This window comes from Mucilaginibacter frigoritolerans (assembly GCF_007830615.1).
Classification (GTDB): Bacteria; Bacteroidota; Bacteroidia; order Sphingobacteriales; family Sphingobacteriaceae; genus Mucilaginibacter; species Mucilaginibacter frigoritolerans.
Genome location: NZ_VLLI01000001.1, coordinates 365680 through 379775, shown reverse-complemented (window position 1 = coordinate 379775; position 14096 = coordinate 365680). Strand labels below are relative to the sequence as shown.

Below are 14096 nucleotides of genomic sequence, written 5' to 3'. Positions count from 1 at the left end.
TTTCAGGTGTTCGATTAACCTCTTTCCTGTAATGTTTTTACAACACCTGCAATGATGTTTCCGCCTGATTGTAATGCAGAAATAACGTTTTTCGCTGGTGATTGTAATAATCCGATGATCTCGCCAATCAGTTGCTCTTTTGATTTTAAGTTGATCAAAGTATCTAACTGATTATCGCCGATGAAAATAGCTGAATCAATGTAAGCAGCCTTTAAAATCGGTTTCTCGCCTTGTTTCCTTAACTGTTTGATCAATTTTGCCGGAGCAGTGCTTGATTTTGAGAAAAGGATTGATGATGAACCTTTAAGTACATCATAAATAGGCGTATAATCGCCACCGGCAGCTTCCATAGCTTTTTTAATCAAGCTGTTTTTTGCTACCTGCATCGTAATGTCGCTTTCGAAACATTTACGACGGATGTTATTGATTTTTGCTACTGTCAAATCAGAAGTATCGGTAATATAAAAATTACCATACTCTTTCATTTGTTCAGTAAGGGCGATTACTAATTCGTGTTTTTCTTCTTTATTCATGATTTAGATCCCCGCTACTGTTTTAGTTTCAATTTCAATTCCAGGTGACATAGTTGAAGAGATATGAATACTCTTGAAATATGTTCCTTTTGCTGCTGAAGGTTTCAATTTTGAAATGATTTGCAATACTTCCAAAGCATTTTCATAAATTTTTTCAGCAGGGAAAGATACTTTTCCTATTGAAGTATGGATAATACCGGTTTTATCAACCTTGAAGTCGATTTTACCACCTTTTACCTCAGTTACAGCTTTACCAACTTCGGTAGTTACTGTTCCTGATTTAGGATTAGGCATAAGGTTACGCGGACCGAGAATACGACCCAAACGACCTACTTTAGCCATAACACTAGGCATGGTAATGATAATATCAACATCAGTCCATCCACCTTCAATTTTGGCAATATAATCATCCAAACCTACAAAATCTGCACCTGCATCTTTAGCTTCTTGTTCCTTATCAGGAGTACAAAGAACTAATACACGTACAGTTTTACCGGTACCATGAGGTAAAGTAGCGATACCACGCACCATTTGATTGGCTTTACGTGGGTCAACACCTAAACGAACATCAATATCAACTGATGAATCAAATTTGGAGATAGTGATATCTTTTACCAAAGATGACGCATCCTGTAAAGAATACGCTTTATTTACCTCAATTTTGGAGAGTGCCACTTTTTGATTTTTTGTTAATCTAGCCACTGTCTTAAACTGATTTGTATAAATTAATTAATTCCAGGGTGCCGTACCTGATACGGTTATCCCCATACTGCGGGCAGTTCCTGCCACCATTTTCATGGCTGATTCTACTGTGAATGCATTCAAATCAGTCATTTTATCTTTGGCTATAGTCTCAACCTGGCCCCAGTTTACACTGGCTACCTTTTTACGGTTAGGTTCAGCCGAACCACTCTTTAAACCTGTTGCTTCCAATAATTGGATTGCAACCGGTGGAGTTTTGATGATAAAATCGAATGACTTGTCGACATAAACAGTAATAACTACCGGAAGCACTTTACCAGGTTTATCCTGGGTACGTGCATTGAACTGCTTGCAAAATTCCATAATGTTCACCCCTTTTGCACCCAATGCTGGGCCAATTGGAGGAGATGGATTTGCAGCGCCGCCCTTTACCTGCAGTTTCACCATCGCACCGACTTCTTTTGCCATTTTTATTTATTTAAATTATAACTCAATGTTAGTAAGTGGAAGCTAAGTAACATTTAAGCTCGTGTTGATTTCGGATTTCGAATGTTCCATTTCGGATTTAACATTCTATAAACAAAACCTAATATTTTTTAAACTTCAAAATCGAAAATCCGATTCCGAAATTTCGATTATTCTTTCTCTACCTGCATGTAATTTAATTCGAGCGGTGTACGACGACCGAATATCTTTACCATTACTTTTAATTTTTTCTTTTCCTCATTAACCTCTTCAATTACCCCGCTAAATCCGTTGAAAGGTCCATCCATCACTTTTACACCCTCACCTACATAATAAGGAACATTCATAGTTTCACCCTGCGCGCTCATTTCATCAACCTTACCTAAAATACGGTTAACTTCCGCCTGGCGCAAAGGAATAGCATTACCTGTTTTATCACCTAAAAAGCCTATAACGCTATTTATATTTTTGATAATATGCTCAATTTCGGCATCAAGTGAAGCTTCCATTAATACGTAACCAGGAAAAAAATTGCGTTCTTTAGCAATTTTCTTCCCATCACGCATCTGATAGTACTTTTCTGTAGGTATTAATACCTGAGGTACCAAATGCGTAATACCTAAACGATTAATTTCAGCGTCAATATATTGTTTTACCTTTTTTTCTTTGCCGCTAATAGCTCTAACCACATACCATTTTAATTGATCACTCATCGTTCTGTTATCCAATTAGGTTAGCGAAGTATAAAATTGCTTAAGCACGAAATTTATGCTTTGATCCATTACCAGTATTACCAATGCAATAATAAACGCGGCTACCAGCACCAAAACAGCACTATTTACTAGTTCAGTCCAGGTTGGCCAGGTAACTTTTTGGGTTAACTCTATATAAGACTCTTTAATATACTCCGATACTTTAGCCATTTTGATATTTACTATTTGCACGGGAACAAGGATTCGAACCCTGATCAAAGGTTTTGGAGACCTCTATTCTACCGTTGAACTATTCCCGTTTACTATAACTAAGAAAACATAAGCCCGCTTTTAACCGGCAGACTTATGTTTCTAATTAACCTTTTTGAAATTTTTATTTCAAAATTTCAGTTACCTGACCAGCACCTACTGTTCTACCACCTTCACGGATAGCGAAACGTAAGCCTCTTTCCATTGCGATAGCGTTGATCAGCTTTACAGTGATGGTAACGTTATCACCAGGCATAACCATTTCTACGCCTTCAGCTAAGGTGATTTCACCTGTAACGTCTGTTGTACGGAAATAGAATTGCGGACGGTATTTATTGAAGAATGGAGTGTGACGACCACCTTCTGCTTTTGACAATACGTAAACTTCTGCTTTAAAATCTGTGTGAGGAGTTACTGAACCTGGTTTGCAAATAACCATACCACGACGGATATCAGTTTTTTCAATACCACGTAACAATAAACCTACGTTGTCACCAGCTTCACCTCTATCAAGGATCTTACGGAACATCTCAACACCAGTTACAGTTGATTTTAAGTTTTCAGCACCCATACCAAGGATGTCAACTTGCTCACCTGAGTTAATTACACCACGCTCAATACGACCAGTTGCTACAGTACCACGACCAGTGATCGAAAATACGTCTTCAACAGGCATCAAGAAAGGTAAATCAGTTAAACGTGGAGGAATTGGAATGTGTGCATCAACTGCATCCATTAATTCCATGATTTTTTCAACCCATTTTGGATCAGCATTTAAGCCACCAAGAGCTGAACCTTGAATTACAGGAATATCATCACCTGGGTATTCGTAGAATGATAATAATTCACGAATTTCCATTTCAACTAATTCCAACAATTCCGGATCATCAACCATATCAACTTTATTCATAAACACAACCAATGAAGGCACTCCAACCTGGCGGGCTAACAAGATGTGTTCACGTGTTTGAGGCATAGGACCGTCAGTAGCAGCAACAACTATAATTGCACCGTCCATTTGTGCAGCACCAGTAACCATGTTTTTCACATAGTCAGCGTGACCCGGACAGTCAACGTGTGCGTAATGACGTGTAGCAGTTGAATACTCAACGTGTGCTGTATTAATAGTAATACCACGCTCTTTTTCTTCAGGAGCCGAATCGATTGAATCGAAAGAACGAGCTTCTGAGAAACCTTTATCAGCCAATACTTTAGTAATAGCTGCGGTAAGGGTTGTTTTACCGTGGTCAACGTGACCGATTGTACCGATGTTTAAGTGCGGCTTGCTGCGGTCAAACTTTTCTTTTGCCATGATTTATATTTAATTATTGTAGGTTAATTTATACTTTAAATTCTTCTATTTCCTATGTGAGCCAACAATGGGATTTGAACCCATGACCTCTTCCTTACCAAGGAAGTGCTCTACCCCTGAGCTACGTCGGCTAATTTTTAGTTTCCAGTTCTTAGTTCCAGTTGCAGTTAAAACCTTATCTGCAAACTCTCACTGCACACCGCCAACTGTAACTGAGCGGAAGACGAGGTTCGAACTCGCGACCTATAGCTTGGAAGGCTATCGCTCTACCAACTGAGCTACTTCCGCTTTTATTAAGTTAGCAGTTACCTGCAATCAGTTTGTAGCTATTTACTACAAACCGACAACCGATAACTGCCAACTAATTGGTGGGGGGAGAAGGATTCGAACCTTCGTAGCCGAAGCAACGGATTTACAGTCCGTCCCATTTGACCGCTCTGGTATCCCCCCATTTGTTGATTTCGGTTTCGCAATGTCCAAAGTTGAAGCTAAACATTACAATTCCGAAATTAACAGAGCCTCCTATCGGGATCGAACCAATGACCTACTGATTACAAGTCAGTTGCTCTACCAGCTGAGCTAAGGAGGCTTATTTTATTATCTATGGTACCTTCCCAACAAATCTGAGCAAATACTACAGGCTAATTAATAAGGCTGTATTTTATTTTAAAGAACCATCCCTTTTGTTACCGAGGCTTCGTATAGTACCTCTCCGAAAGGGATTGCAAATTTACACATTTTAAATCCTCAGCAAAATTTATTTTAAAAAAAAATCGGTGGGCTTAAAACCCACCGATTTTTGAAAATATTTAATGAGAATTTTATTTAAAATTCATCGGCTGTTGATAGTAAAACGGCCTTTTTAACAGCCTCAGCAGCAATGGTTTTCTTCTGTTTGTGTTTTTCAATTTGTTTGCGAAGGCTTTCAATTGCCAAGTCTGTAGCCTCTTCAAAAGATTTACATTTTTCTTTAGCAAAAATCTGATTGCCCGGCAACATCAGCTTAATCTCCGTTATTTTATTGGCTTCGTCTTCCACATTTTCGAGCTTTAAATATACCTCCCCACTAATAATGTGATCGTAGAAGGTATCAAGCTTATCAGCTTTTTTCTGGATAAAATCCAATAATTTTCTGTCTGCATTAAAACGAATAGATTGCACTGTAATTTTCATGATTCCTCCTTTTTATGCCTTTGGATGGGCTTGTTTGTAAATAGACTTTAATCTCTCAACTGAATTGTGCGTATAAATTTGGGTTGCGCTAAGATTTGCATGGCCCAAAAGTTCTTTAATGGCGTTAAGGTCGGCGCCGCGGTTTAATAAGCTTGTTGCAAAGGTGTGCCGCAGCACGTGCGGGCTTTTTTTATTTTGGGTTGATATGTAAGAAAGATATTTCTGCACTATTAAATAGATAAGCTTGCTGTATGCATCTGCTCCTTTATCTGTAACGATCAATATTAAGGAATTGTTGCCAAAATTTTGATTTTTCTTTAACTCCAGGTATTCTGACAGTAAAAGCTTCAATTCATTATTAACCGGGATGATTCTTTCTTTATTGCGCTTGCCTAAAACCTTAACGGTACCTTCATAGGCATTTATATCGGTTTCTTTTACACCAAGTAATTCTGAAAGGCGCATCCCTGTACCAAAAAGCATTTCCATAACCAACTTGTCGCGTAGGCCTGCAAAATCTTTGCTGAAAACTATATTTTCATCCAGCATTGCTGTTAAGCGGGTGTCTTCCACTATAACCGGTAAGTTTTTAGGGATTTTAGGCGTAGTAATTTTTGACGCAGGATTAATTTCTATCACGCCTTCCTGCAGCATAAATTTAAAATATTTACGCAGCGTAGCTATCTTACGGTTAATGGAACGCGCCAGGATTTGATCTCCCATCATTTCAACCATCCAGTTACGGATATGATGGTGCGTTATTTGTGAAGGATGAGTAATTACCGCCTCAGGAGCAGGTACCTTTTTATCAGGATTATTTAGGAAGTTAAAAAACTGATCGAGGTCTGATTGATAGGCCAATACGGTATGCGGGGAATACCTTTTCTCGAATTTAATATACCGGATAAATCGCTCTGAAAACATAAAAACTACTTGCACACTCCAAAGATGAATGTACAAATAGTTTTGATATATTGGTAGAAAAACTTAAAATTCTTTTAACAAGAATTAAACAGTTGTTTCTAAGTTCATATTCTGTTTGTAGATGGCATGTTTCACCACGTGACGGCGGGTAACAGATTTTTTTTCAAATGCCTGGCGACTACGAAGCTCTCTTAAAACTCCTGTTTTTTCAAATTTCTTTTTGAAGCGTTTCAATGCTTTATCTAATGATTCGCCGTCTTTTACGTTGATAATGATCATAATTCCAAATACCTCCTTTCAGGGAAGGCAAAGGTAAGTAATTAGTTTTTAATATGAAAGATAATTTAAAAATAGATTTCTCGGATTGATTTATTACTTTAGTCACTAATTCTATTCCTTAAAGCTCTTTTTGGCCAAAACTTTATTATTAAAAAAACGTTGTTGCAATAATTATATTTACCCTTTAATAAAAAACATATTCTCTACCTTACATGACATCAAATTATTCACCATCAATAGCATATCAACAATATTTAGAAGGCGGCGGTGAAATGGGAAGGCTGACAAGGGAATTCGACTGGTCAAAAACTATTTTAGGAAGCCCTGAAGGGTGGTCGCAGAGTCTACTGACCACCATAAGCATCATGCTTAATTCAAGATTCCCGATGTTTATCTGGTGGGGTGAGGATCTTATTCAATTTTACAACGATGCCTATCGCCCCAGCCTGGGCAATAATGGCAAACATCCAAAGGCACTTGGTCAGCGCGGTGAAGACTGCTGGAAAGAAATATGGCCAATTATTAAACCATTAATAGACCAGGTACTTTTAACCGGGGAGCCAACATGGAGCGAGGATCAACTTATCCCTATTTATCGAAATAAAAGATTAGAGGATGTTTACTGGACATTCAGCTACAGCCCTGTTAAAGATGAAACCGGAAAAATAGCCGGTGTACTGGTTATTTGTAATGAAACTACTAACAAGGTACAAACCTATAATATAATACAGGAAGCAAAAAGAGAGCTTGAGTTTGCCATAGAAGCAGCTGACTTGGGTACCTGGGATTTAAATCCGATAACCAATCATTTTATTAGTAACGATCGTTTAAAATTATGGTTTGGCTTACCTTTAGAAGATGAAATAGACTTCGATACCGCAATTGATGTTATTGTTGATGAAGATAAAGAACGTGTTATTGCCACCATACAAAAAGCAATTGAAAAAGGATCTGATGGTAATTATAGCGTTATCTACACCATCGAAAATCCCGTAAACAAAAGCCGGAGGGTTGTTGAAGCCATCAGCAAAGCCCGGTTCGATGCTGAAGGGATTGCCTACCGTTTTAGCGGTATTTTGCTGGATGTTACCGAAGAATATAAATTACAGCAACGAAAAGATGAATTCATAAGTGTAGCTAGTCACGAGTTAAAAACACCTATAACTTCACTGAGTGCTTCTATGCAGATACTGCAAAAGCTGATCAAAACTAACTCGAGTCCAGAAAAAATCCCTTTGTTTGTTAATAAGGCCAGTAATAATTTAAATAAGCTGGTACACCTTCTTGATGATTTGCTCAATGTAACCAAAATTCAGCAAGGACAATTGGGCCTGAACAAAACCCTTTTTAACCTTGCCGATTTAGTGCATGACTGCTGTGAGAACACAAAACTGATAAGCGATCATAATTTCACCATTAATACCGATAAAACGGTAATGATATTTGCCGATTATCGCCGTATTGATCAGGTGCTGGTTAACTTGATTAATAACGCAGTAAAATATTCACCTCAATCAAAAAAAATTGAGATAACCGTGGCTACGAATGCTGATTTTGTTAAAGTTTCTGTTAGAGACTTTGGCATTGGCATAAACCCTCAAAAACTCCCTCATTTGTTCGACAGGTATTACCGTGTAGATACCCTGGGTCATCAATTCTCTGGTCTTGGATTGGGACTCTATATCAGCTCAGAAATAATCAAAAGACATAATGGAACCATTGGTGTGGATAGTACGTTGGGTAATGGCAGTAACTTCTGGTTCACCGTCCCTATCAATGAATAGCTTACTTTAGTATTTCTCTGCTGATCACTATTTTCTGAATTTCCGAAGTCCCCTCTCCTATAGTACAAAGTTTGGCATCGCGATAATATTTTTCAACCGGGAAATCTTTAGTATAGCCATAACCACCAAATATCTGTACCGCTTCATTAGCACAGCGAACAGCTACTTCCGAGGCAAAATATTTTGCCATAGCTGATTGTTTGGTTACCGGCAGATGTTTATTCTTTAAATCGGCAGCCTGCATTATCAATAACTCGGCAGCTTCAATTTCGGTAGCCATATCGGCCAGTTTAAAGGATATGCCTTGGAAATTACTAATCGGCTGGCCAAATTGCTTCCGCTCTTTAGCATATTTTACAGCTGCGTCAAAAGCACCTTTAGCGATACCCAATGATAATGCAGCAATGGAGATCCTTCCTCCATCCAGTACTTTCATGGCCTGGGCAAAGCCTTCACCGGATTTACCTAACAAGTTTTCTTTAGGTACGCGGCAGTTATCAAATATCAGCTCAGTAGTTTCTGATGCACGCATGCCCAGTTTGTTTTCTTTTTTGCCATGGGTAAACCCTGCTGTACCCTTTTCTATTACCAATGCCGATATCCCGTGTGAATCGCCCTTCTCCCCTGTCCGCACCATTACAACCGCTACATTGCTCGATTTACCGTGTGTTATCCAATTCTTTGATCCATTAACTACATAGTAATCGCCGTCTGGCACTGCGGTAGTATTCATGCCCAGCGCGTCCGATCCGGTATTGGCTTCAGTTAAGCCCCATGCGCCAATCCATTCAGCAGTAGCCAGCTTAGGCAACCAACGCTGTTTCTGCTCTTCATTACCAAATGCCAGAATATGCCCGGTACATAACGAGTTGTGCGCAGCAACAGACAAACCTATCGATCCGCAAACCTTAGCTATTTCAACAATAACCGTTACATATTCAAAATACCCGAAACCTGATCCTCCGTACTCTTCCGGTACTACCACGCCCATCAAGCCGAGCTCGCCTAGTTGCTTAAAAAGCTCAATAGGGAAATACTGAGCTTCATCCCATTCCATCACATGCGGTCGGATATGCTTTTCGGCAAAATCACCTACCATCTGCTCTATCATGCGCTGGTTATCACTGTTCGAAAAATCGTAACCGGCAGGTATATCTGTAAGTATGGAATCCATTGGCTTTTAATTGGTTTATAGCAAAGTAACGTAATAAATAATGCAAAAGTTTCAGATAAAAGCCCATGAAAAACGACACTTTTAGTATACGGTATGAATACTAGGTTTAGTTGATTTAACCCTTGTTTGTGAAGGTATCTTGATTGAAAAATATTTTGCCGGTATTTTATCCTGATGTTCAATAATTAACGCGTGAACACTTACTATTTACCTGCGCCACTACTTCATTTTTCATCATTACACACCGCTATTCACCTAATAGCTGTAAATTGCAGCTTTAATTCCCTTTATAAATATGGCAACAGAAGTTAAGTGCCCCAGCTGTGGTTTTGGATTCCCGATTGAAGAAGTGATGGCCGAAGAATATAAAAAAGAGCTTCGCACCAAAATGCAGGAATATACCCAGCAAAAGGAAGAGGAGTACCGCAAAAAAGAAACGGAGTTTGCCAATAAAGAACGGCAACAACAATTGCTTTTTGAACAACGCCTAAACGATGAAAAGAAACAACTACAGCAAAATATTGAACAATCGCTGCGTAAAACCATAGCTTCTGATTTTGAGAACCAATTACTGATACTGCAAAGCGCCAAACAGGAATCGGACGAAAAACTAAAAACGGCCCGCCAGAAAGAGCTGGAATTTTTACAAAAAGAGCAGGCGCTTAAACAAAAGGAAGAAGAACTGGAACTTTCCATACAGCGCCGCATGCAGGAACAGCGCAATGAGCTGGCCGAAACCATCCGTAAGCAGGAAGCAGAGAAATTTAGTTTGAAAGACACTGATTACCAGCTAAAGGTAAAAGAGCTTGAAAAACAGCTGGACGACCAAAAAAAACTGGCCGAAGAAATGAAACGCAAAGCCGAACAAGGCTCTATGCAGTTACAAGGCGAGGTACAGGAATTGATTTTAGAAGAATTGCTTCGCGATAATTTCCCTTTCGATATGATTAGCGAGGTGGGCAAGGGCGTGCGAGGGGCAGACTGTGTACAAACTGTACGCAACCAGTTTGGTCAAGAATGCGGTCGTATTATTTATGAAAGTAAGCGCACCAAAGATTTCTCCATGGACTGGATTGATAAGCTGAAAAAAGACATGCGCGCCATTGGGGTGGATGTGGCTGTTATTGTTACTCAATGCTATCCAAAAGGCATGGATTGCTTTGGCGAAAAAGACGGTGTATGGATCTGCTCGTTTGAAGAAGTGAAAGCCGTATCTTATATATTACGTGATGGTATCATCAAACTAGCCAATCTGGCAAAGGCACAGGACAACAAAGGCGATAAAATGCATCTTCTGTACGACTATCTGATAAGCAATGAATTTTCTGAACAATGGAAAGCAATTCGTGAAGGCTATATGAGCATGCGTATATCCATACAAAAAGAGCGCGATGCCATGGAAAAACTATGGAAGGCCCGCGAAAAGCAACTGGAAAAAGTACTATTAAATGCCGCTCATATTAAAGGCTCTATCGAAGGCATTGCCGGTAGTGATATGATTCATTTAAGTTTAGGGGATGAGGATGATACTTTGTTGCTGGAGTAGGTTTTGTTTGATTAGTTACCCCCTTTTGAAATAATTTGTGGTTATTATTAGCTGATGGTACATACAATCATCGTCCCGCTCATGGCCGCGGTGGCCTAGTCACTTTTCCTTAGATGAAAAGTAACCAAAAATCAAGTCAGAAAAAAGCTTCAGCGCTGCAGGCCATACTCCTGGCCCGTTTTTCTGACGGGCCAGTCCTTTTTAACTTAATGTATTAATAAAAGCACTTTCCAAAATATTTAAACTTTCCTTAATGTTTCGAATAGAAAATTCAATTAGTTTAGCTCTATGAGTGACTCGAGTACAAGCATTGTCCCTAATATTACCCATTTCCTCGACAGAGAAGTAAAGGCTAAACAAATTATTGAATGGTTAGTAAGTATAAAAGCTGTTAAGCCAGTTAAAACAGACTGTATATTATCTTCCGAATTGGGGTATCCAATTGACAAAGGAGCTTCTAATTTAGTTGATGAACCAGAATATCTGCCATTTTCGCTCAGATGTAATGGCCTTGAGGTTGTAACCGATCGAGAGGTATTTCACACTGGACAAAATGGTTTAGATAGCTTTATTTGCCCAAAGTGCAATGAGAATATAATATCAAATGAATGGGATTTGAATGATTATTATGAAACAGGCAATTCACTATTATTATGTCCACTTTGCAATAATGCAAGTGATCTTAATGATTATTTAATCGAACCAACCTGGGGATTTAGTAACCTGGGGTTCACCTTTTGGAATTGGCCACCATTAAAGGATGAAGTCGTGCAAGAGTTTGAAAAGATTCTATCTTGTAAAGTTAAAATTATTAATAGTCATATATAAACAAACGCTTCGGAGCTATAGTAAGTCAACTTCTGATAACATGAGATACTCGTCAGCAAATAAGCTTCGGCCGAAATGCGGAAAAACGATTCGGCCGAAAAGCGGTGGCAGGGCATAGCAAATCTCCGCATAAGGGTCTGAAAATGACAAGGTGCAACCGCGAAAAGATTGCAGCCCCGGTTTTAACGAATTTGCAGGGCAAAGGCCGGAGCAGCAAAGAAGCATTTCTGCTGAAAGCCTTTTTGGTTACTTTTGTGGCCACAAAAGTAACTAGGCCTCCGCGGCAATGGGCGGGGCGATTTCTGTTCAGAGTAATCAGCCACTTATAACCAAATACATATTTAGCCCAAATAGCCCCTTATAAACTATTAAGAAACCTAACTTTTAAAACTTCTGAAAAAAGAAGACTAACTTAGCAGGTAAAAGATAAACCATTTAATGAGGGCTCCTTCAATTCGGTTATGGATACAAATTGCTTTGTTGGTGATACCATTGTTTGTTCTCACTGTTGCCGGTGCACAACAATTAGAGCTTAAAAAGTTTGAGCAGCAATTAGCTGTTACTAAGGATAGCTTGAAGGTGATGCGACTGATGAATAAAATTGGCTTTCTTATTCATATGAAAAGTGCCGATAGCAGCTATATTTACGGCACAAAAGCAAATGCTATCGCACAACAACTGCATAACACCCGTGGACAAGCCGATGCCCTCACCAATATTGCTATCAGCTTTGCACTTAAGGGCCTTTACAGCCAGTCGCTTGATTATTATAGCAGAGCCTATCATACCTACGCCAAACTACCCGACACTGCTGAAATGGCACAAATGCTGATGAATTCATCAATCAGTTACAGCTTCATTAATGATAGTATTAAAACCAAAGAATTTTCGCAAAAAGCAATGTTTACGGCCCGCCATTTAAAGGCTGATTCAACACTTTGTATGCTTTATGCTAATTATGTAGAGATGAATAACCTGACTGGCAACTCTGCTGCCTATTACCTGAACAAAGCAACGGAACTTGCTATTCGTTTCCATTATGACAGGGCTTTGGTTTTTGTAATGCAGGAAAAGGCCGGTTTATTTTTAGATAAAAAGGATAATAAAGCCGCCCTACCTTTAATTCTTAAGTCAATTCAAATAGCCCGCAGCAATCAATGGGATTACCATCAAATGGAGGGCTTGAACGTTTATGCCACCTATTACCTAGCCGAAAAACAAACAGATAGTGCACTCTATTGTTACCAGCAGATTTATGATATGGCTGCGGTTAATAATTTTGTTTATTGGAAGATAGATGTATTGAAAGATATGCTACACATCTACGAATTAAAACATAATTTAATTAAACAGGCTGAAACCAATAAATTACTGGTTAGCGCATTGGGAAAGCAAAACGATAACAATAGTAGTTTTTTGGGCGACTATATCAAATATAATGACGCACAAGAGAATATTAAAAGACTTCAGTTACTGGATAATGCGAATCATAAAAAACAACTGTGGTTTATTATTGCCAGCAGCGTTGGATCGGTAACCCTTCTGTTATTAATAGGATTTTATTATCGTTCGCGCAAACACGCTACAGTATTAAAAGGACTGAACGAGCAAATAACCCGGCAAAATAAAGCGCTTAAAATTAATGATGAATTTAAAGGCAGATTATTAAGCATGCTCGCCCATGATTTCAGGGCTCCATTGGGTGAAGCTCTGGGCATGGTTAATTTGCTGCGCGATGAAGAGCTGGACAGAACAATCCTCCTGCAATCATGCAATAACATTCAAACTGACATTGAGAATGTGCTGCTCACATTTGATAATATTTTACAATGGATTAAAAAACAATTGTCGGGATACATTTTCACAGCCGAACAATTAAACCTGAGAGAATTAATTGAGCAATCCTTCAGTCTTTTTCAGCACAAAATTGATGATAAGCAATTAGTCATCAATAACCCGATTGCTCCGGAGTTTACTTTAAAATCCGACAGAGAAATAGTGCAATTTATTAATCGTAACCTGATAAATAATGCCATCAAATTCTCTCCTCAGTGTGGTGCAATAACCTGCAACGTCACTTCTACCGAAAGTGAAATAGTCATATCAATAAAAAACGAAGGAAAAGGAATGACTGAAACGGAACTGAATCATCTTTTTTCATTTAAACAGAGCGAAACCACCAGTCGCGATGCCGGCATGGCCCTTACTATTTGTAAAGAATTTATCACTTTATTAAATGGACGCATCTGGGCAGAAAGCAAACCAGAATTTGGCGCCACTTTTTATTACAGCATTCCAGTTAAATAATAAACTGTTTTCAAACTCCTCTTATCAGGCCAGGTACTTTCAGTTTTTTCCTATAAACTAAAAAGTACGCAACATTGACACAGCGTACTTTTACAAATCAACAAAGT

The 14096-nt window shown here is 38.8% G+C and carries 14 protein-coding genes and 5 tRNA genes; 4 read left to right on the top strand and 15 right to left on the bottom strand.

The window, feature by feature from the left end; translation table 11 throughout:
• Window positions 1-14: 14 nt before the first annotated feature.
• The 14 genes from rplJ to rpsU form a co-directional block, all read right to left on the bottom strand.
• Window positions 15-533: a 50S ribosomal protein L10 gene (gene rplJ / locus JN11_RS01585; protein WP_144908955.1), complete on the bottom strand. Its 519-nt coding sequence runs from the start codon at window positions 531-533 to the stop codon at window positions 15-17.
• A 3-nt stretch (window positions 534-536) separates the two neighbouring features.
• Window positions 537-1235, bottom strand: coding sequence for a 50S ribosomal protein L1 (rplA, locus tag JN11_RS01580; protein ID WP_144908954.1), 699 nt, complete (start codon window positions 1233-1235; stop codon window positions 537-539).
• A gap of 27 nt (window positions 1236-1262) precedes the next feature.
• On the bottom strand, window positions 1263-1703 hold the full coding sequence (gene rplK, locus JN11_RS01575) for a 50S ribosomal protein L11 (RefSeq protein ID WP_144908952.1): 441 nt from the start codon (window positions 1701-1703) through the stop codon (window positions 1263-1265).
• Between the two features lie 167 nt (window positions 1704-1870).
• Complete coding sequence (gene nusG / locus JN11_RS01570) at window positions 1871-2413, bottom strand: transcription termination/antitermination protein NusG (protein ID WP_144908950.1); 543 nt, start codon at window positions 2411-2413, stop codon at window positions 1871-1873.
• A 15-nt stretch (window positions 2414-2428) separates the two neighbouring features.
• Entirely contained in the window at window positions 2429-2623 is a 195-nt protein-coding gene (gene secE / locus JN11_RS01565; RefSeq protein ID WP_144908948.1) for a preprotein translocase subunit SecE, read from the bottom strand.
• An 18-nt stretch (window positions 2624-2641) separates the two neighbouring features.
• A tRNA-Trp gene (locus JN11_RS01560) sits at window positions 2642-2712 on the bottom strand.
• 74 nt (window positions 2713-2786) lie between these two features.
• The gene (tuf, locus tag JN11_RS01555) at window positions 2787-3974 is read right to left on the bottom strand and encodes an elongation factor Tu (RefSeq protein ID WP_144908947.1); all 1188 of its coding nucleotides are present in this window, start codon (window positions 3972-3974) and stop codon (window positions 2787-2789) included.
• A 59-nt stretch (window positions 3975-4033) separates the two neighbouring features.
• Window positions 4034-4105: transfer RNA gene (locus JN11_RS01550), tRNA-Thr, on the bottom strand.
• A gap of 84 nt (window positions 4106-4189) precedes the next feature.
• Window positions 4190-4262 (bottom strand) — tRNA-Gly (locus JN11_RS01545).
• Window positions 4263-4340: 78 nt separating this feature from the next.
• Window positions 4341-4424, bottom strand: a tRNA-Tyr gene (locus JN11_RS01540).
• A 66-nt stretch (window positions 4425-4490) separates the two neighbouring features.
• Window positions 4491-4563 (bottom strand) — tRNA-Thr (locus JN11_RS01535).
• A gap of 236 nt (window positions 4564-4799) precedes the next feature.
• The gene (hpf, locus tag JN11_RS01530) at window positions 4800-5147 is read right to left on the bottom strand and encodes a ribosome hibernation-promoting factor, HPF/YfiA family (RefSeq protein WP_144908945.1); all 348 of its coding nucleotides are present in this window, start codon (window positions 5145-5147) and stop codon (window positions 4800-4802) included.
• A gap of 12 nt (window positions 5148-5159) precedes the next feature.
• Window positions 5160-6086, bottom strand: a complete 927-nt coding sequence (locus JN11_RS01525) for a tyrosine-type recombinase/integrase (RefSeq protein ID WP_317131261.1) — start codon at window positions 6084-6086, stop codon at window positions 5160-5162.
• Window positions 6087-6155: 69 nt separating this feature from the next.
• Window positions 6156-6350: a 30S ribosomal protein S21 gene (gene rpsU, locus JN11_RS01520; RefSeq protein ID WP_090642938.1), complete on the bottom strand. Its 195-nt coding sequence runs from the start codon at window positions 6348-6350 to the stop codon at window positions 6156-6158.
• A gap of 212 nt (window positions 6351-6562) precedes the next feature.
• Between rpsU and JN11_RS01515 the strand changes: the two genes are divergently transcribed.
• Window positions 6563-8134: a PAS domain-containing sensor histidine kinase gene (locus tag JN11_RS01515; RefSeq protein WP_144908943.1), complete on the top strand. Its 1572-nt coding sequence runs from the start codon at window positions 6563-6565 to the stop codon at window positions 8132-8134.
• Window position 8135: 1 nt separating this feature from the next.
• Here JN11_RS01515 and JN11_RS01510 read toward each other — a convergent pair whose 3' ends face one another.
• The gene (locus JN11_RS01510; protein ID WP_144908941.1) at window positions 8136-9308 is read right to left on the bottom strand and encodes an acyl-CoA dehydrogenase; all 1173 of its coding nucleotides are present in this window, start codon (window positions 9306-9308) and stop codon (window positions 8136-8138) included.
• A 295-nt stretch (window positions 9309-9603) separates the two neighbouring features.
• Here JN11_RS01510 and JN11_RS01505 point away from each other — a divergent pair, with 295 nt between their 5' ends.
• From JN11_RS01505 to JN11_RS01495, 3 genes are all read left to right on the top strand, one after another.
• Window positions 9604-10854 carry a DUF2130 domain-containing protein gene (locus tag JN11_RS01505; RefSeq protein ID WP_170227671.1) on the top strand — a complete coding sequence of 417 codons (1251 nt, stop codon included), beginning with the start codon at window positions 9604-9606 and terminating at the stop codon, window positions 10852-10854.
• A gap of 288 nt (window positions 10855-11142) precedes the next feature.
• Complete coding sequence (locus JN11_RS01500) at window positions 11143-11682, top strand: hypothetical protein (RefSeq protein ID WP_144908939.1); 540 nt, start codon at window positions 11143-11145, stop codon at window positions 11680-11682.
• 438 nt (window positions 11683-12120) lie between these two features.
• Window positions 12121-13989, top strand: coding sequence for a sensor histidine kinase (locus JN11_RS01495; RefSeq protein ID WP_144908937.1), 1869 nt, complete (start codon window positions 12121-12123; stop codon window positions 13987-13989).
• The last annotated feature ends 107 nt before the right edge of the window (window positions 13990-14096 follow it).

Bases quoted from the DNA above. Each gene is read 5' to 3' on its own strand.
- hpf (WP_144908945.1), bottom strand. From the start codon at position 5,147: ATGAAAATTACAGTGCAATCTATTCGTTTTAATGCAGACAGAAAATTA.
- JN11_RS01510 (WP_144908941.1), bottom strand. From the start codon at position 9,308: ATGGATTCCATACTTACAGATATACCTGCCGGTTACGATTTTTCGAAC.
- JN11_RS01495 (WP_144908937.1), top strand. From the start codon at position 12,121: ATGAGGGCTCCTTCAATTCGGTTATGGATACAAATTGCTTTGTTGGTG.
- secE (WP_144908948.1), bottom strand. From the start codon at position 2,623: ATGGCTAAAGTATCGGAGTATATTAAAGAGTCTTATATAGAGTTAACC.
- rpsU (WP_090642938.1), bottom strand. From the start codon at position 6,350: ATGATCATTATCAACGTAAAAGACGGCGAATCATTAGATAAAGCATTG.
- JN11_RS01500 (WP_144908939.1), top strand. From the start codon at position 11,143: ATGAGTGACTCGAGTACAAGCATTGTCCCTAATATTACCCATTTCCTC.
- JN11_RS01505 (WP_170227671.1), top strand. From the start codon at position 9,604: ATGGCAACAGAAGTTAAGTGCCCCAGCTGTGGTTTTGGATTCCCGATT.
- rplJ (WP_144908955.1), bottom strand. From the start codon at position 533: ATGAATAAAGAAGAAAAACACGAATTAGTAATCGCCCTTACTGAACAA.
- nusG (WP_144908950.1), bottom strand. From the start codon at position 2,413: ATGAGTGATCAATTAAAATGGTATGTGGTTAGAGCTATTAGCGGCAAA.
- JN11_RS01515 (WP_144908943.1), top strand. From the start codon at position 6,563: ATGACATCAAATTATTCACCATCAATAGCATATCAACAATATTTAGAA.
- tuf (WP_144908947.1), bottom strand. From the start codon at position 3,974: ATGGCAAAAGAAAAGTTTGACCGCAGCAAGCCGCACTTAAACATCGGT.
- rplK (WP_144908952.1), bottom strand. From the start codon at position 1,703: ATGGCAAAAGAAGTCGGTGCGATGGTGAAACTGCAGGTAAAGGGCGGC.